This is a genomic window from Citricoccus zhacaiensis (assembly GCF_014645315.1).
Classification (GTDB): domain Bacteria; phylum Actinomycetota; class Actinomycetes; order Actinomycetales; family Micrococcaceae; genus Citricoccus; species Citricoccus zhacaiensis.
Genome location: NZ_BMLQ01000003.1, coordinates 396,967 through 419,648, shown reverse-complemented (window position 1 = coordinate 419,648; position 22,682 = coordinate 396,967). Strand labels below are relative to the sequence as shown.

Annotated in this window: 15 protein-coding genes; 3 read left to right on the top strand and 12 right to left on the bottom strand. The window is 69.0% G+C overall.

Annotated elements, in window-relative coordinates; translation table 11 throughout:
• Positions 1–604: 604 nt before the first annotated feature.
• The 3 genes from glgB to IEX49_RS07410 are packed head-to-tail and all read right to left on the bottom strand — an operon-like array spanning position 605 to position 8,270.
• The gene (gene glgB, locus IEX49_RS07420) at positions 605–4,351 is read right to left on the bottom strand and encodes a 1,4-alpha-glucan branching protein GlgB (RefSeq protein WP_188805513.1); all 3,747 of its coding nucleotides are present in this window, start codon (positions 4,349–4,351) and stop codon (positions 605–607) included.
• Positions 4,348–6,168 (bottom strand): maltose alpha-D-glucosyltransferase, encoded by a 1,821-nt coding sequence (gene treS / locus IEX49_RS07415; RefSeq protein WP_188805512.1) that lies wholly within the window; start codon positions 6,166–6,168, stop codon positions 4,348–4,350. Before treS ends, glgB begins: the two co-directional genes overlap by 4 nt.
• Complete coding sequence (locus IEX49_RS07410) at positions 6,168–8,270, bottom strand: alpha-1,4-glucan--maltose-1-phosphate maltosyltransferase (RefSeq protein WP_188805554.1); 2,103 nt, start codon at positions 8,268–8,270, stop codon at positions 6,168–6,170. The genes treS and IEX49_RS07410 overlap by 1 nt, the downstream gene beginning before the upstream one ends.
• 229 nt (positions 8,271–8,499) lie before the next feature.
• On the opposite strand from IEX49_RS07410, the gene glgP reads away from it, so the two are divergent.
• Entirely contained in the window at positions 8,500–11,154 is a 2,655-nt protein-coding gene (gene glgP, locus IEX49_RS07405) for an alpha-glucan family phosphorylase (protein ID WP_188805511.1), read from the top strand.
• A 116-nt stretch (positions 11,155–11,270) separates the two neighbouring features.
• Here glgP and IEX49_RS07400 read toward each other — a convergent pair whose 3' ends face one another.
• From IEX49_RS07400 to IEX49_RS07370, 7 genes are all read right to left on the bottom strand, one after another.
• Entirely contained in the window at positions 11,271–12,185 is a 915-nt protein-coding gene (locus IEX49_RS07400) for a hypothetical protein (protein ID WP_188805510.1), read from the bottom strand.
• A gap of 215 nt (positions 12,186–12,400) precedes the next feature.
• Positions 12,401–14,542, bottom strand: a complete 2,142-nt coding sequence (glgX, locus tag IEX49_RS07395; RefSeq protein ID WP_188805509.1) for a glycogen debranching protein GlgX — start codon at positions 14,540–14,542, stop codon at positions 12,401–12,403.
• Positions 14,542–15,570 carry a 23S rRNA (guanosine(2251)-2'-O)-methyltransferase RlmB gene (rlmB, locus tag IEX49_RS07390; RefSeq protein ID WP_188805508.1) on the bottom strand — a complete coding sequence of 343 codons (1,029 nt, stop codon included), beginning with the start codon at positions 15,568–15,570 and terminating at the stop codon, positions 14,542–14,544. The genes glgX and rlmB overlap by 1 nt, the downstream gene beginning before the upstream one ends.
• A 76-nt stretch (positions 15,571–15,646) precedes the next feature.
• Positions 15,647–17,161 (bottom strand): cysteine--tRNA ligase, encoded by a 1,515-nt coding sequence (cysS, locus tag IEX49_RS07385; RefSeq protein ID WP_188805507.1) that lies wholly within the window; start codon positions 17,159–17,161, stop codon positions 15,647–15,649.
• An 11-nt stretch (positions 17,162–17,172) separates the two neighbouring features.
• Positions 17,173–17,676 carry a 2-C-methyl-D-erythritol 2,4-cyclodiphosphate synthase gene (gene ispF / locus IEX49_RS07380; RefSeq protein ID WP_188805506.1) on the bottom strand — a complete coding sequence of 168 codons (504 nt, stop codon included), beginning with the start codon at positions 17,674–17,676 and terminating at the stop codon, positions 17,173–17,175.
• A complete protein-coding gene (locus IEX49_RS07375; RefSeq protein WP_188805505.1) occupies positions 17,676–18,467 on the bottom strand; it encodes an IspD/TarI family cytidylyltransferase in 792 nt (263 codons plus the stop codon). The genes ispF and IEX49_RS07375 overlap by 1 nt, the downstream gene beginning before the upstream one ends.
• A complete protein-coding gene (locus IEX49_RS07370) occupies positions 18,467–18,949 on the bottom strand; it encodes a CarD family transcriptional regulator (RefSeq protein ID WP_188805504.1) in 483 nt (160 codons plus the stop codon). Before IEX49_RS07370 ends, IEX49_RS07375 begins: the two co-directional genes overlap by 1 nt.
• A 272-nt stretch (positions 18,950–19,221) precedes the next feature.
• On the opposite strand from IEX49_RS07370, the gene IEX49_RS07365 reads away from it, so the two are divergent.
• Positions 19,222–19,764: a hypothetical protein gene (locus IEX49_RS07365; RefSeq protein WP_188805503.1), complete on the top strand. Its 543-nt coding sequence runs from the start codon at positions 19,222–19,224 to the stop codon at positions 19,762–19,764.
• Positions 19,765–19,847: 83 nt separating this feature from the next.
• Here the strand turns inward: IEX49_RS07365 and IEX49_RS07360 are convergent, their stop codons facing one another.
• Together IEX49_RS07360 and IEX49_RS07355 are read right to left on the bottom strand one after the other, a co-directional pair.
• Complete coding sequence (locus IEX49_RS07360; protein WP_159548968.1) at positions 19,848–20,528, bottom strand: winged helix-turn-helix domain-containing protein; 681 nt, start codon at positions 20,526–20,528, stop codon at positions 19,848–19,850.
• Positions 20,525–21,628, bottom strand: a complete 1,104-nt coding sequence (locus IEX49_RS07355; RefSeq protein WP_229672377.1) for a sensor histidine kinase — start codon at positions 21,626–21,628, stop codon at positions 20,525–20,527. Before IEX49_RS07355 ends, IEX49_RS07360 begins: the two co-directional genes overlap by 4 nt.
• Before the next feature lie 350 nt (positions 21,629–21,978).
• Between IEX49_RS07355 and phoU the strand changes: the two genes are divergently transcribed.
• Entirely contained in the window at positions 21,979–22,638 is a 660-nt protein-coding gene (gene phoU / locus IEX49_RS07350) for a phosphate signaling complex protein PhoU (protein WP_188805501.1), read from the top strand.
• Positions 22,639–22,682: the final 44 nt, after the last annotated feature.

Genomic DNA, 22,682 nt, shown 5'->3' with positions numbered 1-22,682 from the left:
CATGGCAAAAAGTCACTGCAAACACACGGGGTGTGTCCCAGCAACCAATCAACCAATTCAAAAAATTGGCATCAACAAACTTGGCACACTATTGAGTTCTCAAACAACAGGCACATGATGGCTACTCACAAAGAATCCGGTAAGACCGGCGAAATCTTTGCTTTTCTCATCTGCGGCTTTTCAAGCTTAGTTCCTTGTTTCCTCCCCGTCAAATCGGCGTTTCCGGCGATTTTCTGGAGTGGAACCGAAGTCCCTCTGTGTTGCTTCCGGACCTCAGGACCGCCGCTCTGCGACTGGTTCGTTGCTCCGAAGCAACTTTTCTAGCTTAGACCCTCTCTCGACTCGGTGTCAAATCCACCGCGCCGGGCTTTTCCTCCGGACCGAAGTCCTTCCGAGCTGCCTGGATCATCACCAGCGGTTCCGCCTTGCGGCTTTCCCGGTGCCATGGTGTGGCTTCCGACCCCGGATTTCCCGTGGATCTTCGCCGTTTCGGTCTGGAAGAACTTGTCTTCCGCGCCTTGGCACAAGAGAAGACAATACACAGATTCTGGAGCTTTGCAAAATCGGCCGCGCACCCTCCCGGCGAGCAGGAATCAGACGGTGATCAGCGGGCCGGACGGAGGTACACCGTGGCGAGCGGCGGGGCGGTGATCATGGCGGAGGCCGGTTGTCCCTGACACGCCTCACCCGTCGCCTCGATCCGTCCATGATTGCCGAGACCGGAACCGCCGTAGCTCTCCGCGTCGGTGTTCAGGGCCTCCCGCCACTGCCCCGCGAAGGGCAGTCCCAGGCGGACCTCGTGATGGGGGTTGCCGGACAGGTTCGTCACGCAGACCAGGGGACGCGCCTCGCCGGCACCGTACTCCGGCGTGGACCAGCGGATGAACGTGAAGAGGTTCCGGTCGCCGTCGTTCTGGTCGATCCACTGGAATCCGGCCGGATCGTTGTCCTGGCTCCACAGCTCGGGGGCGTCACGGTACAGCAGGTTCAGGTCCCGCACGGTCTTCATGAGGCCCTTGTGGCCGGGGGTGTCCGTGAGCCACCAGTCCAGCCCGTGGGATTCCCTCCACTCGGACTCCTGGCCGAACTCGGATCCCATGAACAGTAGCTGCTTACCCGGGTGCGCCCACATGTAGGCGTAGTACGCCCGCAGGGAGGCCAACTGCTGCCAGCGGTCGCCCGGCATCTTGCGCAGCAACGAGCCCTTGCCGTGGACCACCTCGTCATGCGAGAGCGGCAGCACGTAGTTCTCGCTCCAGGCATAGACCGTCGAGAACGTCATCTCGTGATGATGCCACTTGCGGTTGACCGGGTCCTCGGACAGGTAGGCGAGGGAATCGTGCATCCAGCCCATGTTCCACTTCAGGCCGAAGCCGAGCCCGTCATGGCTGGTCGGCGCGGTCACTCCGGAGAATGCCGTGGACTCCTCGGCGATCATCACGATCCCGGGGTTGCGCCGGTAGGCCGTGGCCGTGGTCTCCTGCAGGAAGCTGATGGCCTCGAGGTTGTGGTTTCCCCCGTGCACGTTCGGCACCCACTCCCCAGCCTCGCGGGAGTAGTCCAGGTACAGCATCGAGGCCACTGCGTCCACGCGCAGCCCGTCGATGTGGAACTCCTCCAGCCAGTAGAGGGCGTTGGCCACCAGGAAGTTCCGCACCTCGGTGCGGCCGTAGTCGAACACCAGGGTGCCCCAGTCAGGGTGCTCCCCCTTGCGCGGGTCGGCGTACTCGTAGAGGGGCTGCCCGTCGAACTTCGCCAGGGCCCAGTCGTCCTTGGGGAAGTGGGCGGGCACCCAGTCCAGGAGCACGCCGATACCAGCCTGGTGCAGCCGGTCCACCAGGTACTTGAAGTCGTCTGGGGAGCCGAACCGTGAGGTGGGGGCGTAGTACCCGGTGACCTGGTAGCCCCAGGAACCTCCGAAGGGGTGCTCCGCCACCGGCATGAACTCCACGTGGGTGAAACCCTGCCAGGAGACGTACTCGACCAGCTGATCCGCCAGCTCGCGGTAGCTCAGCCCCGGCCGCCAGGACCCGGCGTGCACCTCATAGACACTCATGGCCGCGTCGTGCGGATTGGTCGCCGCCCGCTTCTCCATCCACGCCGCGTCCCCGAAGGCGTACCGGGAGTCCTCCACCCGGGAGCCGGAGGCCGGCGGCACCTCGGTCCAGCGGGCCATCGGGTCGGCCTTGTCCCGCCAGTGGCCGTCCCGGCCGAGGATCGCGTACTTGTAGACGGTCCCGGCCCCGATCCCCGGAACGAAGATCTCCCAGAGGCCCGAGTCTCCCAGCGAGCGCAGGGCGTGCTGGCGGCCGTCCCAGCCGTTGAAGTCGCCCTTGACCCGCACGGCCGCTGCGTTGGGGGCCCAGACGGCGAAGGAGGTTCCCGTGATGTCGCCCTGGGGCGAGGAGTAGTGGCGCACGCGCGCGCCGAGGACCGTCCACAGCGTCTCGTGACGGCCCTCGCGGAACAGGTGCTGGTCCAGCTCCCCCACCGTGGGCAGGTACCGGTAGGGATCGTCCTGCTCCGCCTCGGCCACACCGGGGTAGGTCACGAGGATGCGGTAGCCCGGGACGTGGCCCGGGTCCGTGGCAGGGGCCGTCCCAACCCACACTCCCTCGTGTTCATGGCGCAGCGGGACGCGCGTGCCATCGTCGAGCAGGACAGTCAGGTCCTCGGCCAAGGGGCGCAGCACCCGGAACGTCACGGTGCCGGTGTCCCCCAGGTGGGCGCCCAGCACCTCATGCGGCTGGTGGTAGCGGCCCTGCGCGACGGCGGCCAGCACCTCCGCGTGCACGTCCAGCGGCACTGTGGTCTCCTGCGCGGCATGATCCGATTCCACGGCATCCTCCTGGATGGTGTTCTGGCGTCCTGGGCCCACGGTAGCCGCCACGGCGGTCTGGCGCAGGAGTCCGCGGACGGCCGCAGCGGGCACGTCGACCCAGTCTGGGCGGTGGCGCAACTCATAGGCGGTCTCGTAGAGCGCCTTGTCCAGCATCAGGGCGGTGAAGACGGTGGAGCCGGTGTCCACCGTCGCCCCGACGGCGGACCCATAGCCCTCGAGGAAGGCCTGCTGAGCCGGTTCCGTCCAGGCCGGGGCGCCGGACAGGGCACCGGCATAGTCGAAGGACCGCAGCATGCCGACGACATCGCGGAGCGGCAGATCCCAACCGGATCGCTCCGTCGCCTCCCGGAGCGGCTCGCCTTCGAAGTCGAGGACGGTCCAGCGCCAGCCGTCCTGTCCCGTGCCTGTGGCCGTGGCGGCGGGAGCCGGCGAGGCCAGGACCTGTCCGAGATGGTAGTCCGCGTGGATCCGCTGCAGCGGCGGTATCCCGGCTCTCGCCTCCGGGGACCGCAGTGACTCGATCACCGCACGCAGCCCATCCCCGTGCTCCTCCCCCACGGCCGAGGCCGCCTCGCGCCACCCCCACTCAAGGCGGTCCGCGAGCGCCGTGAGCACGGCCGGTGTGCCCTCGCCGCCATCGGAGACGGGGCGGGTGCCGAAGGCCTCGGCGAGGGCCAGGTGAAGCCGTCCCGTGGCCGCACCGATCCCGGCGGCCTCGGTGGTGAAGTCGCGGCCGGCGGCAGCCGCATCGGTGGCCTCGCGCCAGGCGTCCCGGGAGTCCTCGATGAACTCGCGCAGCACGCAGACCTCACCCGTCTCCGTGCCAGCAACCATCCCGGGCCGGGTCCACGTCGCCGTGGCCGAGCCATACGTCACGGGGACCTCGCTGGAACCGCCGGCCGTGAGCGCCAGGCCGATCTCGACGTCGGGATGGGCGCCCGGGGCCAGCACCCGGAAGAACTTGAGGATGAGCCGCCCTGGGTCCGCACCCACCACCACGGACGTGTTGGACTGCTCGCCCTGGAGCACGCGCAGGTGCAGGGTGTCCGGGCCGAAGGCGGGCCAGTCGCGGAAGCCGGCGTAGGCATGGCCTGCGACTCCGCCAGCCCCGCTGCTCTCAGTAGACGTCTCTGTAGACGCCTCACGGCGCATCAGCTCCAACCACGCCGTGACGAAGGCTGGGTCCTGGGTGCCGTCGTAGACCCATCGGGGGCCGGACGGTGTGTCCGCGCGGCCGATCAGCGCGGCTGAGGCACCCGGGACGTCCTCCCGGCGCATCGTCAGGGGGACGGACACAGCGACGGCGTCCTCGTTTCCCTCGCTTCCCGCGGGAGCGGCCGTGAGGATCAGCGACAGGAGCTGGACGTCGCCGGTGCCGTCTGCAGTCGAGGCCAACCGGTGTTCGCCGGCCCGGCGCAGCGCGACGTCTCCCCGGAGCGGGAACCAGCGTTGGTCCGGGAGCCACCGGACGAGGAGGTCGTGGACGTCCGGGTAGCGTGCGCCGGTCATCGGTTCCGCCCCCCTGGCGTGGTCGCGGTCAGGTCCGGGGTGATGACCGGCATCGCCGTGGTGTAGGGGTTCGGCCGGCCGGCCAGGGCAGCCGCATCCGCCCCCGGCATGGGCTCCGGGCCGGTCCGCAGCCGCAACCAGTAGAAGCCGTGGCCGGGAAGGGTGACGGGCAGGCGGCCGTCCTCGCCGATGTCGAGGAACGGCCGGCCGCCGAAGACATCGCGCAGGCCCCGGCCCTCATAGCCCGGCACGCTCAGCCAGGTGGCCACCGGTTCCGGGGCGAGGTTGAAGACGCAGAGCACCGTCTCGGGGTACAGATCCTCCTTCTCGGAGGCGGGCAGGTCCCGGACGAAGGCGAAAACCTGTTCGGCCTCAGCCTCCACCACCGTGAAGTCGCCCAGCCCGAACACGGGGTGCCGCTTGCGGACGGCGAGGGTCTCGCGGACCCAGTGCAGCAGGGAGCCGTTGGAGGCCAGCTGCGCCTCCACGTTGACGTGGTTGTAGTGGTAGACGAGCGACTGGATGACCGGCAGGTACAGCTTTCCGGGGTCCGCCTCGGAGAACCCGGCGTTGCGGTCCGGGTTCCACTGCATGGGGGTGCGCGAGGCATCCCGGTCCGGCAGCCAGATGTTGTCCCCCATGCCGAGCTCGTCCCCGTAGTACAGGAACGGCGAGCCCGGCATGGCCAGCAGCAGCGCGTGGATCAGCTCGAGTTCGGACCGGCTGTTGTCCAGCAGGGACGCGAGCCGGCGGCGGATGCCCACGTTGGCCCGCATGCGTGAGTCCGGGGCGTACCACCCCAGCATCGCCTGGCGTTCCTCCGGGGTGACCATCTCCAGGGTGAGTTCGTCATGGTTGCGCAGGAACGTGCCCCACTGGGTGCCGGCGGGGATCTGCGGGGTCTCGGCCAGCGCTTCGAGGATCGCGGTGGCCTTGTGGTCGCGCAGGGCGTAGAAGATCTTCGGCATGATCGGGAAGTGGAAGCACATGTGGCATTCCGGCTCCTCCTCCGTACCGAAGTAGTCCACCACGTCCGCCGGCGGCTGGTTGGCCTCGGCGATGATGACCCGGCCCGGATACTCCGCGTCGACCATGGCGCGCAACTGCTGCAGGAAGCCGTGGGTGCGCGGGTCGTTCTCGCAGTCGGTGCCCTCCTCCTCGAAGAGGTAGGGGATGGCGTCAGCACGGAAGCCGTCCACGCCCATGTCCATCCAATAGCGGACCACGTCGAACAGCGCCTCGATCACTGCGGGATTCTCGAAGTTCAGGTCCGGCTGGTGGGAGAAGAAGCGGTGCCAGAAGAACTGGCGGCGGACCGGGTCGAACGCCCAGTTGGACTCCTCCGTGTCCACGAAGATGATGCGGGCGTCCTGGTACTTCTCGTCCGTGTCACTCCACACGTAGAAGTCGCCGTACGGGCCGTCCGGGTCAGACCGGGACTCCTGGAACCAGGCGTGCTGGTCCGAGGTGTGGTTCAGCGGCAGGTCGATGATGACCCTCAGTCCGCGCGCATGGGCCTCTGCCACGAGCCTCTTGAAGTCCGAGGCGGTGCCGAACTCGTCCAGCACCTCGTAGTAGTCCGCGATGTCATAGCCGCCGTCCCGCAGCGGCGATCGGTAGAACGGGGGCACCCACAGGCAGTCGATGCCCAGCCACTGCAGGTAGTCGAGTTTGTTGATCAGGCCCTCGAAATCCCCGGACCCGTCCCCGTTGTCATCGTGGAAGGCTCGCACGAGCACCTCGTAGAACACGGCGGTCCGGAACCAGTCCGGGTCGTGGGAGATCCCGTGGGTGTGCAGCTGGAAGGAGTTGGCCATCAGTCCTCCCGGACGATCCGGAGCACGTGGGCGGGCTCGACGAAGGGGTCCAGCCGCACGTAGTTGTCCGCGCCCCACCGCCAGCGGGCTCCGGTGATGAGGTCCTCGACCTCGAACCGGCCCTCGGAATCCAGGTCCGCCGGGTCCAGGTCCAGGGCCGCAAGGTCGAGCGAGACGGTGGCCTCGCGCGCCGCATGCGGATCGCAGTTCAGCACCACGATGACCGTGTCCGCCCGGCCGGGCAGGGACTCCGTCAGCGCCGCGGCATCCGGCACGCCGGGAAACACCGGGGGCGCGACGCCGGCCGGGGCCCGGTACTGACCGTCCGGCAGGTGGCGGCGGGACTTGGAGAAGGCCAGGATCCCGTCATTGTCCGCCGGGTGCAGGACGAGGTTCTGCAGGTCCTGGAACGCCGGGTGGGCCCGGCGGATCCGGTTCAACCGGGTGATGTAGGGGGCGAGCGAGGCACCCCGGGCCTCGGCGCCGGCGAAGTCACGGGGCCGGTACTCGTACTTCTCGTTGTCGACGTACTCCTCGGCGCCCGCGCGGGCCACGTGCTCGAACAGCTCGAAACCGGCGTACATGCCCCACATCGGATTGGACAGGGCCGCCAGCACGGCACGGATCTTGAAGGCCGCGGGCCCGCCGAACTGCAGGAACTCCGTGAGGATGTCCGGGGTGTTGACGAAGAAGTTCGGACGGTAGAACGCCGGAGTCTCGGCCGTGACCTCGTGCAGGTACTCGGCGATCTCGTCCCGCGTGTTCCGCCACGTGAAGTAGGAATAGGACTGCTGGAACCCGGCCCGGCCCAAGGCGTGCATCATGGCCGGCCGAGTGAAGGCCTCCGCCAGGAACACCACCTCCGGATGGCTGCGGTGCACCTTCGCGATCAGCCACTCCCAGAACCACAGGGGCTTGGTGTGCGGGTTGTCCACCCGGAAGATCTTCACCCCGCGGGCGATCCACAGCTCCACGACCCTCAGCACGGCCCGCCGCAGCCCGCGGGGATCGTTGTCAAAGTTCAGCGGGTAGATGTCCTGGTACTTCTTCGGCGGATTCTCCGCATAGGCGATGGTGCCGTCCACGCGGGTGGTGAACCATGCGGGGTGCTCGGCGACCCAGGGGTGGTCCGGGGAGCACTGCAGGGCCAGGTCGAGGGCGACCTCCAACCCGAGCCCGGTGGCCCGCTCGACGAACGCGGCGAAGTCCTCGGCCGTGCCGAGATCGGGGTGGATCGCGTCATGGCCACCCTCCGGCGACCCGATGGCCCACGGTGAACCCGGGTCGTGGGGTCCCGCCTCCAGCGCGTTGTTCGGGCCCTTGCGGTGTGCGCGGCCGATCGGGTGGATCGGCGGGAGGTAGATGACGTCGAAGCCCATCTCCGCGACCGCTGGGAGCCGGCTGGCCGCCGTCGTGAAGGTTCCGGAGGCCCAGGTCCCCGATTCCGGGTGGTAGACCGCCCCCTCGGAGCGGGGGAAGAACTCGTACCACGCACCCCGGCCGGCCAGCGCACGCTGCACATCCAGCGGGTAGGCGGGCGACGGGGAGAGGAACTCGCGGATCGGACGGGCGGCGAGCACGTCGGTCAGGTCCGGGTCCTCCGCCGCCAGCAGACGCTCCTGCGTGTCCCGCGTGGTGTCCTCGAGTCCCCGCACGGCCCGTGCCAGGACCGCCCGGTCCGCCTCGGAACGGTCGGGATCCGCGGCGGCCTGCCGGAACAGAGATCCGCCCTCTGCCAGCATCAGCTCGACGTCCACCCCGGCCTCGATCTTGACGGTGGCGGCGTGGTGCCAGGTCGCGTAGGGATCAGACCAGCCCTCGATGGTGAAGGAGTGGGGCCCGACGACGGCCGGCCGCAGCGTGGCCACGAACTCGTCCAGCCCGGGCGCGCCCTCTGTCATGCGCGTCCGCTGGACTTCGGCGCCGTCCGGGCCGTGGAGGACGGCGGTGGCCCCGAGCCGGTCATGCCCCTCGCGGAACACGGTGGCGCGGACCGGGATGTCCTCACCGATCAGCGCCTTGGCCGGGACGGCGCCGCAGTGGACCACCGGCTGGACACCGGTGACCGGAATGCGTCCCACCTTGACCTCGGTGCGGAACATCGGCATTCGGACAGAATTACTGGAATTCTTGGCAGCTCCCACGGTCCCGACGTTACCGGGGCGATCCCCCCGTGGCCACTGATCGGGACGAAATCGCGGGCCCGAGGCACGTGATCCCCTGCTGGAGGGGTTCCTGGCTCCGAGGATTCAACCGGCGGCCAACCGCGCGTCGGCCGCGGTTCACCCGGCAGTCCCGCGGCGGGGCGGGCCCCCGTGGATAATGGGCCGGGTGAAGGCTATCCGTCGGTTTACCGTCCGTACCCACCTGCCCGAGTCGATCGCGGGACTGAGCCGTCTGGCGACCAACCTGCGCTGGTCCTGGCACCCCCAGACCAAGGAGTTGTTCCGGGACCTGGACCCCCAGGCCTGGTCCGAGTCGAACCAGGACCCCGTGGCCCTGCTGGGGTCCTTCGACCGGCACCGGCTGACCGAGCTCGCCGCCGATGCGCAGATCGTGGCCCGCGTCCAGGACGCCACCGCCGATCTGGACCGCTACCTCACCGAGGACCGGTGGTTCCAGCAGGACTTCGTCGGTGCCTCGGGTGGCCCGGGCGGAGACATCCCGGCTCCGCGTCCCATCGCCTACTTCTCTCCCGAGTTCGGCATCACAGCCGTGCTCCCCCAGTACTCCGGTGGTCTGGGCATCCTGGCCGGTGACCACCTGAAGTCCGCCTCAGACCTCGGCGTGCCGATCATCGGCGTGGGCCTGCTGTACCAGTCGGGCTACTTCAAGCAGTCCCTGTCCCGCGACGCCTGGCAGATGGAGACCTACCCGGTCCTGGACCCGGACAACCTGCCACTGACCCTCCTCAAGGAGGAGGACGGGGCCGCCGCACTCGTCCGCCTGCCGCTGCCCTCGGGCCGGACCTTGCACGCCCAGGTGTGGCGGGCCGACGTCGGGCGCGTGCCCTTGCTGTTGCTGGACTCCAATGTCCCGGCCAACGACGACACCGCGCGCTCCATCACCGACCGCCTGTACGGCGGCGGTGGGGACCAGCGGCTGCAGCAGGAGCTGCTGCTCGGCATGGGCGGGGTCAAGGCGCTGCGCCTGTACGCGCGGCTCACCGGTACGGATGTGCCGTCCGTCTACCACACGAACGAGGGCCATGCCGGCTTCCAGGGCATCGAGCGGATCGAGGAGCTCATGTCCGCCGGGCTGGACTGGGAGACCGCGCTGACCTCGGTGCGAGCCTCGACCGTGTTCACCACGCATACACCGGTGCCCGCCGGGATCGACCGTTTCGACCGCGCCCTGGTGGAGCAGTTCTTCCGGGCCGGGCTGGCCCCGAGCGTGCCGCTCGAGCACGTGCTGGCCTTGGGCGCCGAGGACTACGAGGGCGGCACCCCCGGCGTGCACAACATGGCCGTGATGGGCCTGCGCCTCGGCCAGCGCGCCAACGGCGTGGCCCAGCTGCACGGGGAGGTGTCCCGGGAGATGTTCAAGGGCCTGTGGCCGGGCTTCGACGCCGATGAGGTGCCGATCGGGTCCATCACGAACGGCGTGCACGCCCCCACCTGGGTCTCGGACACGGTGTCTGCCCGGGCGATCGAGCTGTTCGGGACGTCCGCCGTGGCCGGTCACGACTGGCAGCGCGTCTTCGACGTCCCCGACGCGGAATTGTGGGAACTGCGCCGGACCCTGCGGCGTGCCCTGATCGCGGACGTGCGATCACGGCTGCGGTCCTCCTGGCGCAAGCGCGGGGCCTCCGAGGCCGAGCTCGCCTGGACCGATTCCGTGCTGGACGAGAACGTCATGACCATCGGATTCGCCCGGCGGGTGCCCACCTACAAGCGGCTGACGTTGATGCTGCGCGATCCCGAGCGGCTGAAGCGGCTCCTGACGGATCCGGAGCACCCCATCCAGCTGGTGGTGGCCGGCAAGTCCCACCCCGCCGATGAGCAGGGCAAACTGATGATCCAGCAGATGGTGCGGTTCACGGACGACCCGGAGGTGCGCCACCGGATCGTGTTCCTGCCCAACTACGACATCCAGATGGCCTCCACCCTGACGCCCGGTTGCGACGTCTGGCTGAACAACCCCCTGCGCCCGTTGGAGGCCTGCGGCACCTCCGGCATGAAGGTCGCCATGAACGGCGGGCTGAACCTCTCCGTGCTGGACGGCTGGTGGGACGAGATGTACGACGGCGAGAACGGCTGGGCCATCCCGAGCGCCTCGTCCGCGGCCTCCACCGAGGAGCGGGACGACGTGGAGGCGGCCGCACTCTACGGCTTGCTGGAGAACGAGCTGGTTCCGCGCTTCTACGGCGCCGAGCCCTCGGACCAGGCCGGGGCCGCCGGCCCGTCGGACGCCTCCACGGACGGCCTCCCGCACCAGTGGCTGGCCATGATCAAGCACACCATGGCCACCCTCGGCCCGGCGACCTCGGCCGACCGGATGGTGCAGGACTACGTCAACGAGCTATACCTCCCAGCCGGGCGGGCAGGCCGGCTCATGGACGCGGACGACTACGCCAGAGCCCGCGAGCTGGCCGCCTGGAAGACCAGGGTCCGGGCCGGCTTCGGCTCGGTGACGGTGGAACACGTCGATTCGCTCGGCGTCTCCGAGAATCCCCAGGTCGGCGACGAGATGCAGGTCTCCGCCTACATCAGCCTGGGGCAGCTGTCCCCCGAGGACGTGCGAGTGGAGGCCGTGTACGGCCGGGTCACCACCAAGCCGTCCGGCGTGCTCGAGGAGGACACCCTCGCCGACACCGGCGCCCTGGAGCTGACTCCGGCCCAAGACCTGGGAGACGGCCGCTGGCAGTTCACCGGTTCCCTGGTGATCGACCGCTCCGGCGCCTTCGGCTACTCGGTCCGGGTGCTGCCGCAGCACGAACTGCTGGCCTCGACAGCCGAGATGGCGCTGGTGGTCAACGCCGGTTGACCCCTATCAACTAGAGGTCGAAATCGCACCGTTTTCTGGGCCAGACCCCCTGAACACCGTGCGAATTCGACCTCCAGTTCTGGATCGGAAGGGGATGTGGAAGCCTCACGGGCGACCTAGTCTCCCCTGGGCACCCACCCACGGGACAAGAGGGCCTCCCGGGTCTTGTGGACGGCGGGGAGCCAACCGTGCCGAGAATGCATCGAGCTAAAACGCAGTTCCAGCCAATCCGCCGCCCGGAGTCGTTCAGCGCGAGCGATGTCCCGTTGTACCTGTCCAGGTCTGGAGTGGTGTTCGCCTTCATACTCCAGATCGATCCGGAACTCGTCGTAGGTCAGATCGCCTCGGTGGACTCGGCTTCCCGTCCTGGGGTCGATGATCCACTGGTTCACCGCAGGTTCCGGCAGTCCTGCATCAACCAGGGCCAGACGTAGCTCAGTTTCTTTCGGCGAATCCGATCCGACTTTGGCTCGGTCCGCGGCTGCGCGCGCCTTGCGAATTCCGGGTTTGCCCCGGTGGCGGTCGAGGAGGGCTCGAAGTTCAGTCGGCGTGGCCAGGGGCTCTCGCTCCCAGTCCCCACCCCAGACTGGGTTGAACAGCCAGTCGGCCCAGAGGACTAGCCGCAGGACACCAGAGGTGCGGGCCAGGTCCAGCCAGGTTCGAGCGGGGGTGGTGACGGGGATCCCGCCGAGAACTGTCGTTTCGTCCGGGAGCACCAGTCCGCGTCGCCCGGCCATCCCCTGGACCCGCCGCCGTCGATCTCCGGAGATGGACAGCAGCTGTATCTCGCTCGGAACCATCGAGCCCGGGAACCCCCACAGTCGGGCGGCGGATTCATGGGAGGCCACATCCGTGGCCGCCGATGAGGCCGCCCTGAGCAATGATCGATGAAGCGTCTCGCCATCTCGTTCCCGACGCAACGGACTGTAAAGACCATGGAGGTGATGCTCGGCTCGGGAGTTCTGCAATGCTCTCCGGCTCGTTCCCAGCGTGCGGGCCTCGGCGAGGGTGATGATGTCAGGGGTGTCCATGGCCCCCAGACTGACGGGACGGGGCCGCCCATGGTGCGCGCCGACGTCGCCGCTGGGGACGGCAGACCGTGACCCATCCGCTGTGGAGGAATCCGGTGCGTCGCTGCTATCACTCCAACAGAGAATCCCGCGGTCGAATTCACACCCCTTTCCGGCCGTTCGGCCCTGGAAAATGGTGCGAATTCGACCTCCAATTGCAAGGTGAGGAGGCGGGGTCAGACGGAGTAGAGGGTGATCGAGGTGGCCTCGATCATGTCCCGGTCCCCCGGGGCGAAGAGGGCGCCGCGGCGGAGGTCGCCGTGGTGGGCTGTGGAGAGCTGCAGCGTGAAGGCCTCCAGGTCCGCCCCGTGCTCGCCGGTGATGCCGCGCAGCTCCTCCGGCACCGGCAGCCGGAAGGGCACCGTCTCCAGCCCGCCGTTGAACACGATCAGCCCGGTGCTGCGGCCGCCGGGGACGCCGATCAGCAACTGCAGCAGCCGCTGTCCGGAGTCCGCCCAGGCCGCCTCGGTCATGGGCCGCCCCTCCTCGTTGAACCACTTGAGGTAGCCGAGGTCCCGAGCCGGGTAGGAGTAGGGCTGGCCGGCCAGGAACTCCTTGCGTACCGCGATCAGCCGGCGGGTGGTGGCGAGCATGCGCTCCTGCCGCTCATCGAGCTCCCAGTCCGTCCACGAGATGCCGTTGTTCTGGCAGTAGGCGTTGTTGTTGCCGCCCTGGCTGCGCCCGATCTCGTCACCGGCGGTGATCATGGGCACACCCAGGGACAGCAGCAGGGTGGCCATCAGGTTGCGGGCCGTGGTGGCACGGGCGTCGAGGATGTCCTCGTCCACCGTGGGCCCCTCGGCCCCGTGGTTGTAGGACCGGTTGTGGGAGGTGCCGTCCCGGTTGTCCTCTCCGTTGGCCTCATTGTGCTTCTCGTTGTAGGACACGAGATCCTGCAGGGTGAAGCCGTCATGGGCGGTCACGAGGTTGACGGAGGCCAGGGCGGAACGGCCAGAGGACTCGAAGAGCCGAGCCGATCCGGACAGGCAGTCGGCCAGCCGGGCCGTGGACCCGCCGTGGCCGCCGTGCTCCAGGGCCCCGCGGTCCGCCACCCAGAAGTCCCGGACCACGTCCCGGAAGCGGTCGTTCCAGTCCGACCAGCCCAGGGGGAAGTGGCCGGTCTGCCAGCCGCCGCTGCCCACGTCCCACGGCTCGGAGATGAGCTTGGTCCCCGCCAGGACGGGATCCGCCTGGGCGGCCACGAGGAAGGGGTGGCGGGGGGTGAAGTGGTGGCCGCCGTCCCGGCACAGCGTGACGGCCAGGTCGAAGCGGAAGCCGTCGATCTGGAAGTCCGTCACCCAGCGGCGCAACGAGTCCAGTGTCATCCGCACCACCTGCGGATCGTTGAAGTTCAGCGTGTTGCCGCAGCCCGTGGTGTCCAGGTACCGGCCGGACGCGTCATGCCGGTAGTAGTGCTCGTCCCCCAGGCCGCGCCAGCAGAAGGTCGGCCCACCCGGGCCCTCCTCCGCGGTGTGGTTGTAGACCACGTCCAGCAGGACCTCGATCCCGGCCTCGTGCAGCAGCTTGACCATGCCCTTGAACTCGTCCTGGACGGCCTGGGGCCCGCCGGCCTGTGCGGCGGCAGTGGCGTAGCCGGGATGCGGCGCGAAGAAACTGACGGTGTTGTACCCCCAGTAGTTCTCCAGCCCGGCCTGCTGCAGGTGGTCCTCGTCCCGGTGGTGGTGCACCGGCAACAGCTCCACGGCGGTGATGCCCAGGTGATGCAGGTACTCGACCATCACGGGGTGTGCCAGTCCGGCGTACGTCCCCCGCAGCTCGGCCGGGATGCCCGGGTGCAGCTTGGTCTGGCCGATGACGTGGGCCTCGTAGATGATGGTGTCCCGCAGCGGGGTGTGCGGCCGGCTGGCCCCGTTCCAGTCGAAGTCCCGGCGCACCCTGGTGGACCAGTACAGCCCGTTCCGCTCCACCACGGCATCGCCGTAGGGATCGATCAGCAACTGGGGCAGGGGCTTCGGTGTGCCGGAGGCCCGGCGGCCGCTCCGGGACACCCCGGCGATCCGGCGGTCATGGGCCACGAGCGCGTAGAGACTGCCGTAGTCCAATCCTGGGACAGTGCCGTGATGCACGTGGTCCGTGACGTCGTCCAGCGCCACCCGGTGCAGGTCCGCCGCCGTCGGCACGGCGTCCACCGGGAACGCAGGGTCCGTGTACACCACGTCCAGGGCGGTGATCCCGGGGGCATAGACCGCCAGGTTCACCGCTCCGTCCACCTCCGCGACGCCGGGGACCCGGTCCGCAAGGCCGAGGGGGAAGGGCCGAGAACGGTGCCCGGGCACCGGCTGGGACGTCACCGTCATCAGGACTGGCCTCCCGGCCCACCTTCCGCGGTCTCCCCCGGCCGGCTGCCGGCGCGCTGGACGGCGATCTCGTACAGCGAGATACCCACCGCCATCGAGGCGTTCAGGGATTCCATGTCCGAGGCGATCGGGATGGAGATGATCTGGTCGCAATTCTCCCGGACCAGCCGGGACAACCCCTTGCCTTCCGAGCCGACCACCAGGCACACCGGATCCGTGGCCAACGGCAACCCGGGCAGGGACCGGTCCCCGCCGCCGTCGAGCCCCAGGACGAAGATCCCGAGCTTCTTGAAGTCCTGCAGGAGGGTGTTCAGGTTGCCGGCCTGGGCCACGGGGACCCGCACGGCAGCACCGGCCGAGGTCTTCCAGGCGGTGGCGGTCACCCCGGCGGAGCGGCGCGCGGGCACCACCACGCCGTGCGCCGAGAAGGCGGAGGCCGAGCGGATAATGGCGCCGAGGTTCCGGGGGTCGGTGATGCTGTCCAGCGCGATGAACAGCGGCGGGGCCGTGAGGTAGCCCTTCTCCCACTTCTCCATGGTCTGGCGGGCCAGCGTCGGGGCATCGGCGTACTCATAGGGCGGGACCTGCAGCACCAGGCCCTGGTGGACGGCATCGTCCGTCATGCGGTCCAGCTCGGGCTTGGAGTTCTCCATCACCGGCACGCCGCGTTCGGCGGCCAGCTTCAGAGCCTCGCGGACGCGCTCGTCCATCTCGATCCGCGTGGCCACATGCAGGGCCTTGGCGGGGATGGCCGCGCGCAGGGCCTCGACCACCGAGTTGCGGCCGGCCACGGTCTCGTCCGCGTGCCGCGAGCGGGTGTTCCGGCCGCCCGACCGGCCCGCGTTCTTGACACTGGAGCGCTCGGAGAGCTGCTTGGCGCGGTGGGCCTTGTGGTAGACGCGGTCCTCGGCCTTGGGCGTGGGGCCCTTGCCCTCCAGCGCCTTCCGGCCGAGTCCACCGGTGCCCTTGAGGGGCCCCTTCTTTCCGCTGTTCCCGCGGGACGATCCGGAGCGTGGTGCTGCGGCCATGTGGATGGTGCCTTTCTGGCGACGGTCGAGACTGACCCCCAGTCTACGGCCCGGCCCCACCGTGGCCGCCCGCCTCCTACTGCAGGGACCAGCGGGCGCCGTCGGCGGAATCCTCCACCACGACGCCGGCCGCGGCCAGGGTGTCCCGGATCCCGTCCGCGGTGGTCCAGTCCTTCGCTGCGCGGGCGGCGGCCCGTGCGTCCAGCTGGGCCCGGATCAGGATGTCCAGGGCATGGTGGGCCGCCGGGTCCTGCGCGGACTCGGGTTCGGGGACGTCGTCCAGGCCGAGCACCTCCACCATCGACTGCACGTCGGAGTAGTACTGCTCCACGGCGTCCTCATCCCCGGCGGCCAGGGCGCTGTTGCCGGCCCGGACCGCGTCGTGCAGCACCGCCAGGGCCTGCGGGACGTTGAGATCGTCCTCCATCGCGGCGCGGAAGGCCGTGGGGACACTGCTGAACTGGGCCACGTAGACGGCATCGGGGGCCTCCTCGCCGGTGAGGGTGCCGGCGACGGCGGCCGCCTCCTCGCGCTTCAGCTGCAGGTCCGCCACCACATCAGCCCCCCGGTCCAGGAACGCCTCGATCCGCTCGATCGCTGCCTCGGCCTCCTGCAGCGAGGTGGGGCGGTAGTCCAGCTGGGAGCGGTAGTGCGCCTGACCGAGGAAGTAGCGCACCGCCTTCGGCCGGGCCTGCTCCAGCATCTGTTCCGGGGAGATGGTGTTGCCCACGGATTTGGACATCTTCTCGCCCGCGTAGGTCACCATCCCGTTGTGCAGCCAGAAGTTCGCGAAGCCGTCCCCCGCCGCGGCGGACTGCGCCAGTTCGTTCTCGTGGTGCGGGAAGCGCAGGTCGAGCCCGCCGCCATGGATGTCGAAGTGGCTGCCGAGGTACTTGGTGGACATCGCGGAGCACTCGAGGTGCCAGCCGGGCCGGCCGCTCCCCCAGGGTGACTCCCAGGCGGCGGTGGCCGGATCGGTCCCCTTGGCACCCTTCCACAGCGCGAAGTCGCGGGGATCGCGCTTGCCGCGCGGGTCGGCGTCGGGCGCGTCCTGCAGGTCCTCGACCCGCTGGCGGGTGAGCTCGCCGTACGCGGGCCAGGAGTTCACCTCGAAGTAGACGTCCCCGGAACCGTCCGTGGCCGGGTAGGCGTGGCCGGCATCGATGAGGCGCTGGATGAGCGCCACCATCTCCGGGATGTGGCCGGTGGCACGGGGCTCGTAGGTGGGCCGGCGAACCCCGAGGGCAGCGTAGGCGCGGGCGAACTCGTGCTCGAACCGGTAGGCGAGGGCGAACCACGGCTCATCGGCCGGATAGTTCTCGTCCTCCTCGAAGTCCTCACCGTAGGACGCGGCGGACTTCTCCAGGATCTTGTCATCGATGTCCGTGACGTTGCGGACGCTGGTGACCTGCAGGCCGGTGTACTCGAGCCAGCGGACCAGGATGTCGAACACGATGGCCGAGCGCACATGGCCCACGTGCGGCATGCCCTGCACCGTGGCGCCGCAGTAGTAGAGCGAGACCTCGCCCTCGGTCAGGGGGACGAAGTCCCGCACCGTTGCGGTCCTGGTGTCATAAAAGCGCTGTGCCACGGAAGTGAATACTAGTCCAGCGGGTAGACGAGGGCGGTGGCGACGGCGGCCAGCCCCTCGCCACGCCCGGTGAACCCCAACGCATCGGTGGTGGTCCCGGACACCGAGACGGGGGCACCGGCAGCCGCGGACAGCACTCGCTCGGCCTCCGCCCGGCGCCGGCCGACCTTGGGGCGGTTGCCGATCAGCTGCACGGCGACGTTGCCGATCCCGAAGCCGGCCTGCTGGACCAGGCGGGCAGCCTCGGCCAGCAGGATGGTGCCGGCGGCCCCGGACCATTCGGGGCGGGAGGTGCCGAAGTGCTGCCCCAGGTCACCGATCCCGGCGGCGGAGAACAGGGCATCGCACGCGGCGTGAGCCACCACGTCCCCGTCCGAGTGGCCGGACAGTCCGGTCTCACCCGGCCATTCCAGGCCGGCCACCCAGCAGGCCCGGTCCTCGCCGTCGGCGGCAAAGGCATGGACGTCCGTGCCGATGCCGGTGCGCGGCAGCTTCGGTGTGGCCGGTGCTGTCATCAGTGGTGCTCCAGATTCGTCGAGGTGCCCGAGGCCAGCAGGGCGTTGGCCAGCATCAGGTCCAGCTGGGTGGTGATCTTGAAGCCCAGCGGATCACCGGTCACCACGCTGACGCGGTGGCCCGCCGCCTCCATCGCCATCGCGTCGTCCGTCAGGGCCGCAGCACCGCCGGCACCCTCCTCCGCCAGGCGGTGGGCGGCCTCGAGGGATGTCAAGTCGAAGCCCTGGGGTGTCTGGACAGCCCTCAACTGCGTTCGCTGGAGGGTGCCGGTCACCTCTTCCGGGCCTGCGCCGGCCACGGTCTTGATCGTGTCCACCACCTCGACGGCGGGAACGACGGCGGCCGTCCCGGATTCGAGGGCCGTCACCACGGCGCCAAATACCGCCGGCGGAACGAAGGGCCGGGCCGCATCGTGGACCAGGAGCGCGTGCCGCCCGAAGGGACCACCAGCTGACCCGGCTGAGCCGGCCAACGTCCGTACGGCGGCCAGCCCGGCTCGCACCGAGTCCGCCCGTTCCGCGCCCCCCGGGACCGTCTGCACCGTGACGGCGGTCCGGGCCGCAAAGGCATGGCAGACCGTTTCCAGGGATGTCGCGGTGTCCGGGTCCCCGGGGACGACGACGGCGATGGCGTGGAGGTCGATGGCGCCCGCATCACGGGCGGCCACCACGGAATCGAGGCAGTGCTCAAGCATGGTGTGCCCGTCACTGAGCGTGACCAGGGCTTTGGGCACCCCGGCCTGGAGCCGGGATCCCGAGCCTGCGGCCACGATGAGGACCGTGGTTCGCATCAGGCGGCGAGAGTCTCGTCCAGCAGCAGGGCGGCGTCATCCTCCGAGGTCTTCTGGGCCAGGGCCAGCTCGGACACGAGCACCTGGCGGGCTTTGGCGAGCATGCGCTTCTCCCCGGCGGACAGGCCACGATCCTGGTCCCGACGCCACAGGTCACGGACCACCTCGGCCACCTTGATGACGTCACCCGAGGCGAGCTTCTCCAGGTTCGCCTTGTAGCGACGCGACCAGTTGGTGGGCTCTTCCGTGAACTCGGCTTGCAGGACACCGAAAACGCGTTCCAGGCCCTCCTGGTCCACGACATCCCGCACGCCGACCAGGTCGACGTTCTCCGCCGGCACTTCGATCGTCAAGTCGCCCTGGGCCACTTTGAGCTTGAGGTACATCTTCTCTTCGCCCTTGACCGTGCGTATCTTGATCTCTTCGATCTTCGCCGCACCGTGGTGGGGGTAGACGACTGTTTCTCCGACCTCAAAAACCATGTGGATGGTCCCCTTTCCCTCCGCCAGAGTTTACCACGTCACATTTTCGTGACCTGTGTCGTTACTTGAACCCGCGGCTGGAAACGACATAATGCACCTCCACTTCATCCTGTCTTCGTCCCGCCTTCATCCTGCTCCCCAGCACGGCGTCGCAGACGGTCCCGAGGCGGGCGCATACGGTAGTCTCGAGTCAGCACCGCGCCGTGCGTTCACTCGTGTCCGCAGACCCGGTGATGCACAGCGCCTGACGTTCGCACCGAGGAGAACCCACCGTGAAGTTCGCCGCTTCCAAGGCCACCACCCGCAACGCCGCCGTGGCCGGCCTGGCCGCCGTCGCCCTGCTGGGCGCCACCGGCTGCAGTGCCATCAACCTGCAGGCCACCACGCTGCAGTATGCGCCGTCCGACGGGATCGTGGCCGACGTGGGCGACGCCGAGCTGCGCAACATCGCCCTGATCACCAGCGAGCCGGACTCCGAGGCGCGCTACATCGGCACCCTGGGCTCGGCCTCCGGCGAGCCGCTCGAGGTCACCATCACCGTGGCCGGCACCGAGACACGCTTCTCGGTGCCGGGCGACGACACCCTGAAACTCGAGGATCCGGCCAACGAGCAGATCATCCCGAGCTCGGGCGGCCGCCCCGGCACCATGGTGGACGCGACCGTCGAGGTCGACGGGGTCTCCGAAACCGTGGGCATCACGATCCTCAACGGCACCCTGGAGGAGTACCGGCCCTTCGTCCCGGGCGGTGCCGATCCGTCCGTGGACGCTCACCTGTACGAGACACCGGCTGCCGAAGAGGGCGGCCACCACTGAGGCCCAGCCTCACCACAGCAGCACGGCGAAGGGCCGGCACCCGCTTCGGTGCCGGCCCTTCGCATGTCCAGTGATGTGACGGCCTACGGCTCGAACTTGTAGCCCAGACCGCGGACGGTCACCAGGTAGCGCGGGTTGGACGGATCCGGTTCGATCTTGCCGCGCAGGCGCTTGACGTGGACGTCGAGGGTCTTGGTGTCCCCCACGTAGTCCGAGCCCCAGACGCGGTCGATGAGCTGGCCGCGGGTCAGCACGCGGCCGGAGTTGCGCAGCAGCATCTCCAACAGCTCGAACTCTTTGAGCGGCAGGGACACCTGCTCGCCGCCCACCGAGACCACATGGCGTTCGATGTCCATCCGCACCGGCCCTGCCTGGACCGTGGAGCTGATTAGCTCCTCCGGTTCTCCCTGACGCCGCAGCACAGCGCGGATGCGGGCCACGAGCTCGCGGGAGGAGTAGGGCTTGGTGACGTAGTCGTCGGCACCGAGTTCCAGGCCCACCACCTTGTCGATCTCCGAATCCTTGGCCGTGAGCATGATGACGGGCACGCTGGAGCGCTGCCGGAGCTGCCGGCAGACCTCCGTGCCGGACTGGCCCGGCAGCTGCAGGTCGAGCAGCACCAGGTCGGCACCGGCCCGGTCGAACTCCACGACGGCATCGTTGCCGTCGGCCACAACCTCGACCTCGAACCCCTCCTTGCCCAGCAGGTAGGACAACGGGTCGCTGAACGACTCCTCGTCCTCCACGATCAGAATGCGGCTCATGATGGGGCTCCTTCCACTGGTGGTACGTGCTGCCCGGCATCGGGCTCCATCTCCGGCAACCGGACCGTGAAGGTCGAGCCTCGTCCCAGCTGGGACCAGACCGTCACTTCCCCGCCGTGGTTCGAGATGACGTGTTTGACGATCGAGAGACCCAGCCCGGTGCCGCCGGTCTGGCGGGAGCGGGCGGCGTCGATCCGGTAGAACCGTTCGAAGATCCGGTCCTGCTCCTCCTCGGGGATGCCCACCCCCTGGTCCGTGACGGACACCTGGGCCAGGCCGCGCACCGACCTCAGGCCCACTCCCACGGTGGTGCCGTCCGGTGAATAGCGCACCGCGTTGTCGATCAGGTTGCGCAGCGCCGTCATCAGCTGGTCGTGGTCGCCGAACACGGTCGCGGAGACCTCACCCGCCACCCGGATGTCGATGTCCCGGGCCTCGGCCTGCATGCGGGAACGGTCCACGGCCTCGTTGACGATCTTGTTCAGGTCCACCGGCTGCCCGGCCCGGACCGTGTCCTTGCCCTGGAGCCGGGAGAGCTCGATGATGTCCTGCACCAGGGCGGCCAGCCGGGCGGACTCGATGCTCATTCGGCCCGCGAAACGGCGCACGGCGTCCTCGTCGTCAGCGGCGTCGTCCAGCGCCTCGGCCAGCAACGAGATCGCGCCGACCGGGGTCTTCAGCTCGTGGGAGACGTTCGCCACGAAGTCGTGCCGCATGGCCTCCGTCCGGGTGATCTCCGTGCGGTCGTCCGCCAGCAGCAGGATGTACTCATCGGCCAAGGGGGCCACCCTCAACTGGACCACCAGGGTGCTCTGGCCCAGAGGGCCGCGGGGCAGCTCGTACTTGCGGTCCACGATGATCCCGTCCGAGCGCACGCGGTCCGTCAGTTCGAGCAGGTCCTCATGGACGAGGTGGTGGCCGCGGACCAGGCCGAAGGCATAGGCCGAGGGGTTGGCCCGGACCACGCCGTTGACGGCATCCACCAGCACATAGGCGCGGCCGATCACGGAGAGCACTTCGGCGGCACCATCCGGAACGGACGGCTCGCCCACGGTGAGGTGGACGGCACGGCTGCGCTCGGAGGCCCGGAACGCCAGCATGGCGAGCACCCCGAGGATCAAGCCGATGAGGCCGCACACCACGCCTACGACTACGGGATCCGTCACGCAGACCAGACTACCCATCGCGGCGCACGGCGTCGTCAGGTGTCGGGGGCCTGCCCAGTGAGACCGCCGCCACCTTCACCGCTGGATCCCAGACGTGGGACGGGGTTCCGGCCCGGCGGGTGGACCTCAGGGCATAATGTGCACGGGAACGTTCCCGCGGTTCAGATCGTGTTCACCTTGGTCCGCCAAGATGATCGCGGATCCGTGCCTGAAGAGCAGGAACGGCCCGTGGCCGTCAGCACACAGCGGCCCCATCACCGACCAGCCGGATTGAGGACTCATCCATGCGAGAACTGTTCCATGCCGATCTGAAGTCGTTGGGCGACCAGCTCACCGAGATCGCCGGGCTGGTGCGTGAGGCCATGGACAAGGCCCGCGTCTCCTTCGAGGAGGCCGACGTGGAACTGGCCGAGACGGTCATCACCAATGACGCCCGCATCGACTACCTGCAGACCGCCCTCGATGAGAAGGCCATCGAGCTGCTCGCCCTGCAGGGACCCGTGGCCGCTGACCTGCGCACCGTCGTCGCCGCCCTGCGCATGAGCTCCTCGCTGGAGCGCATGGGGGACCTGGCCCGCCATATCGCCCAGCTGGCCCGCCGCCGGTTCCCGGACCTCGTGGTCCCGGAGTCCGCCCGTGAGGACTTCCGCCAGATGGCCGAGTATGCCGTGGCGGTCGCCACCGAGGTGGAGCAGCTGCTCTCCACGCACGACCTCGCGCACGCCTCGACCATCGTCCGCCTCAACGTCACCATCAACGACCTGCATGCCAAGAACTTCACGTCCGTGGCCGCCCCGGAGTGGAACGCCTCCGCCGCGACCACCGCGGACGTCACCCTGGCCTCCCGCTTCCTGGAGCGCTTCGCCGACCACGGCGTCTCCGTGGCCCGCAAGGTCACCTACCTCGCCACGGGCGAGTGGGAGCCGGTCATCGCGATCGACTGACCGCGGGGTCAACCCCAGCTGTACGACGTCGGCCGGTCACCTTC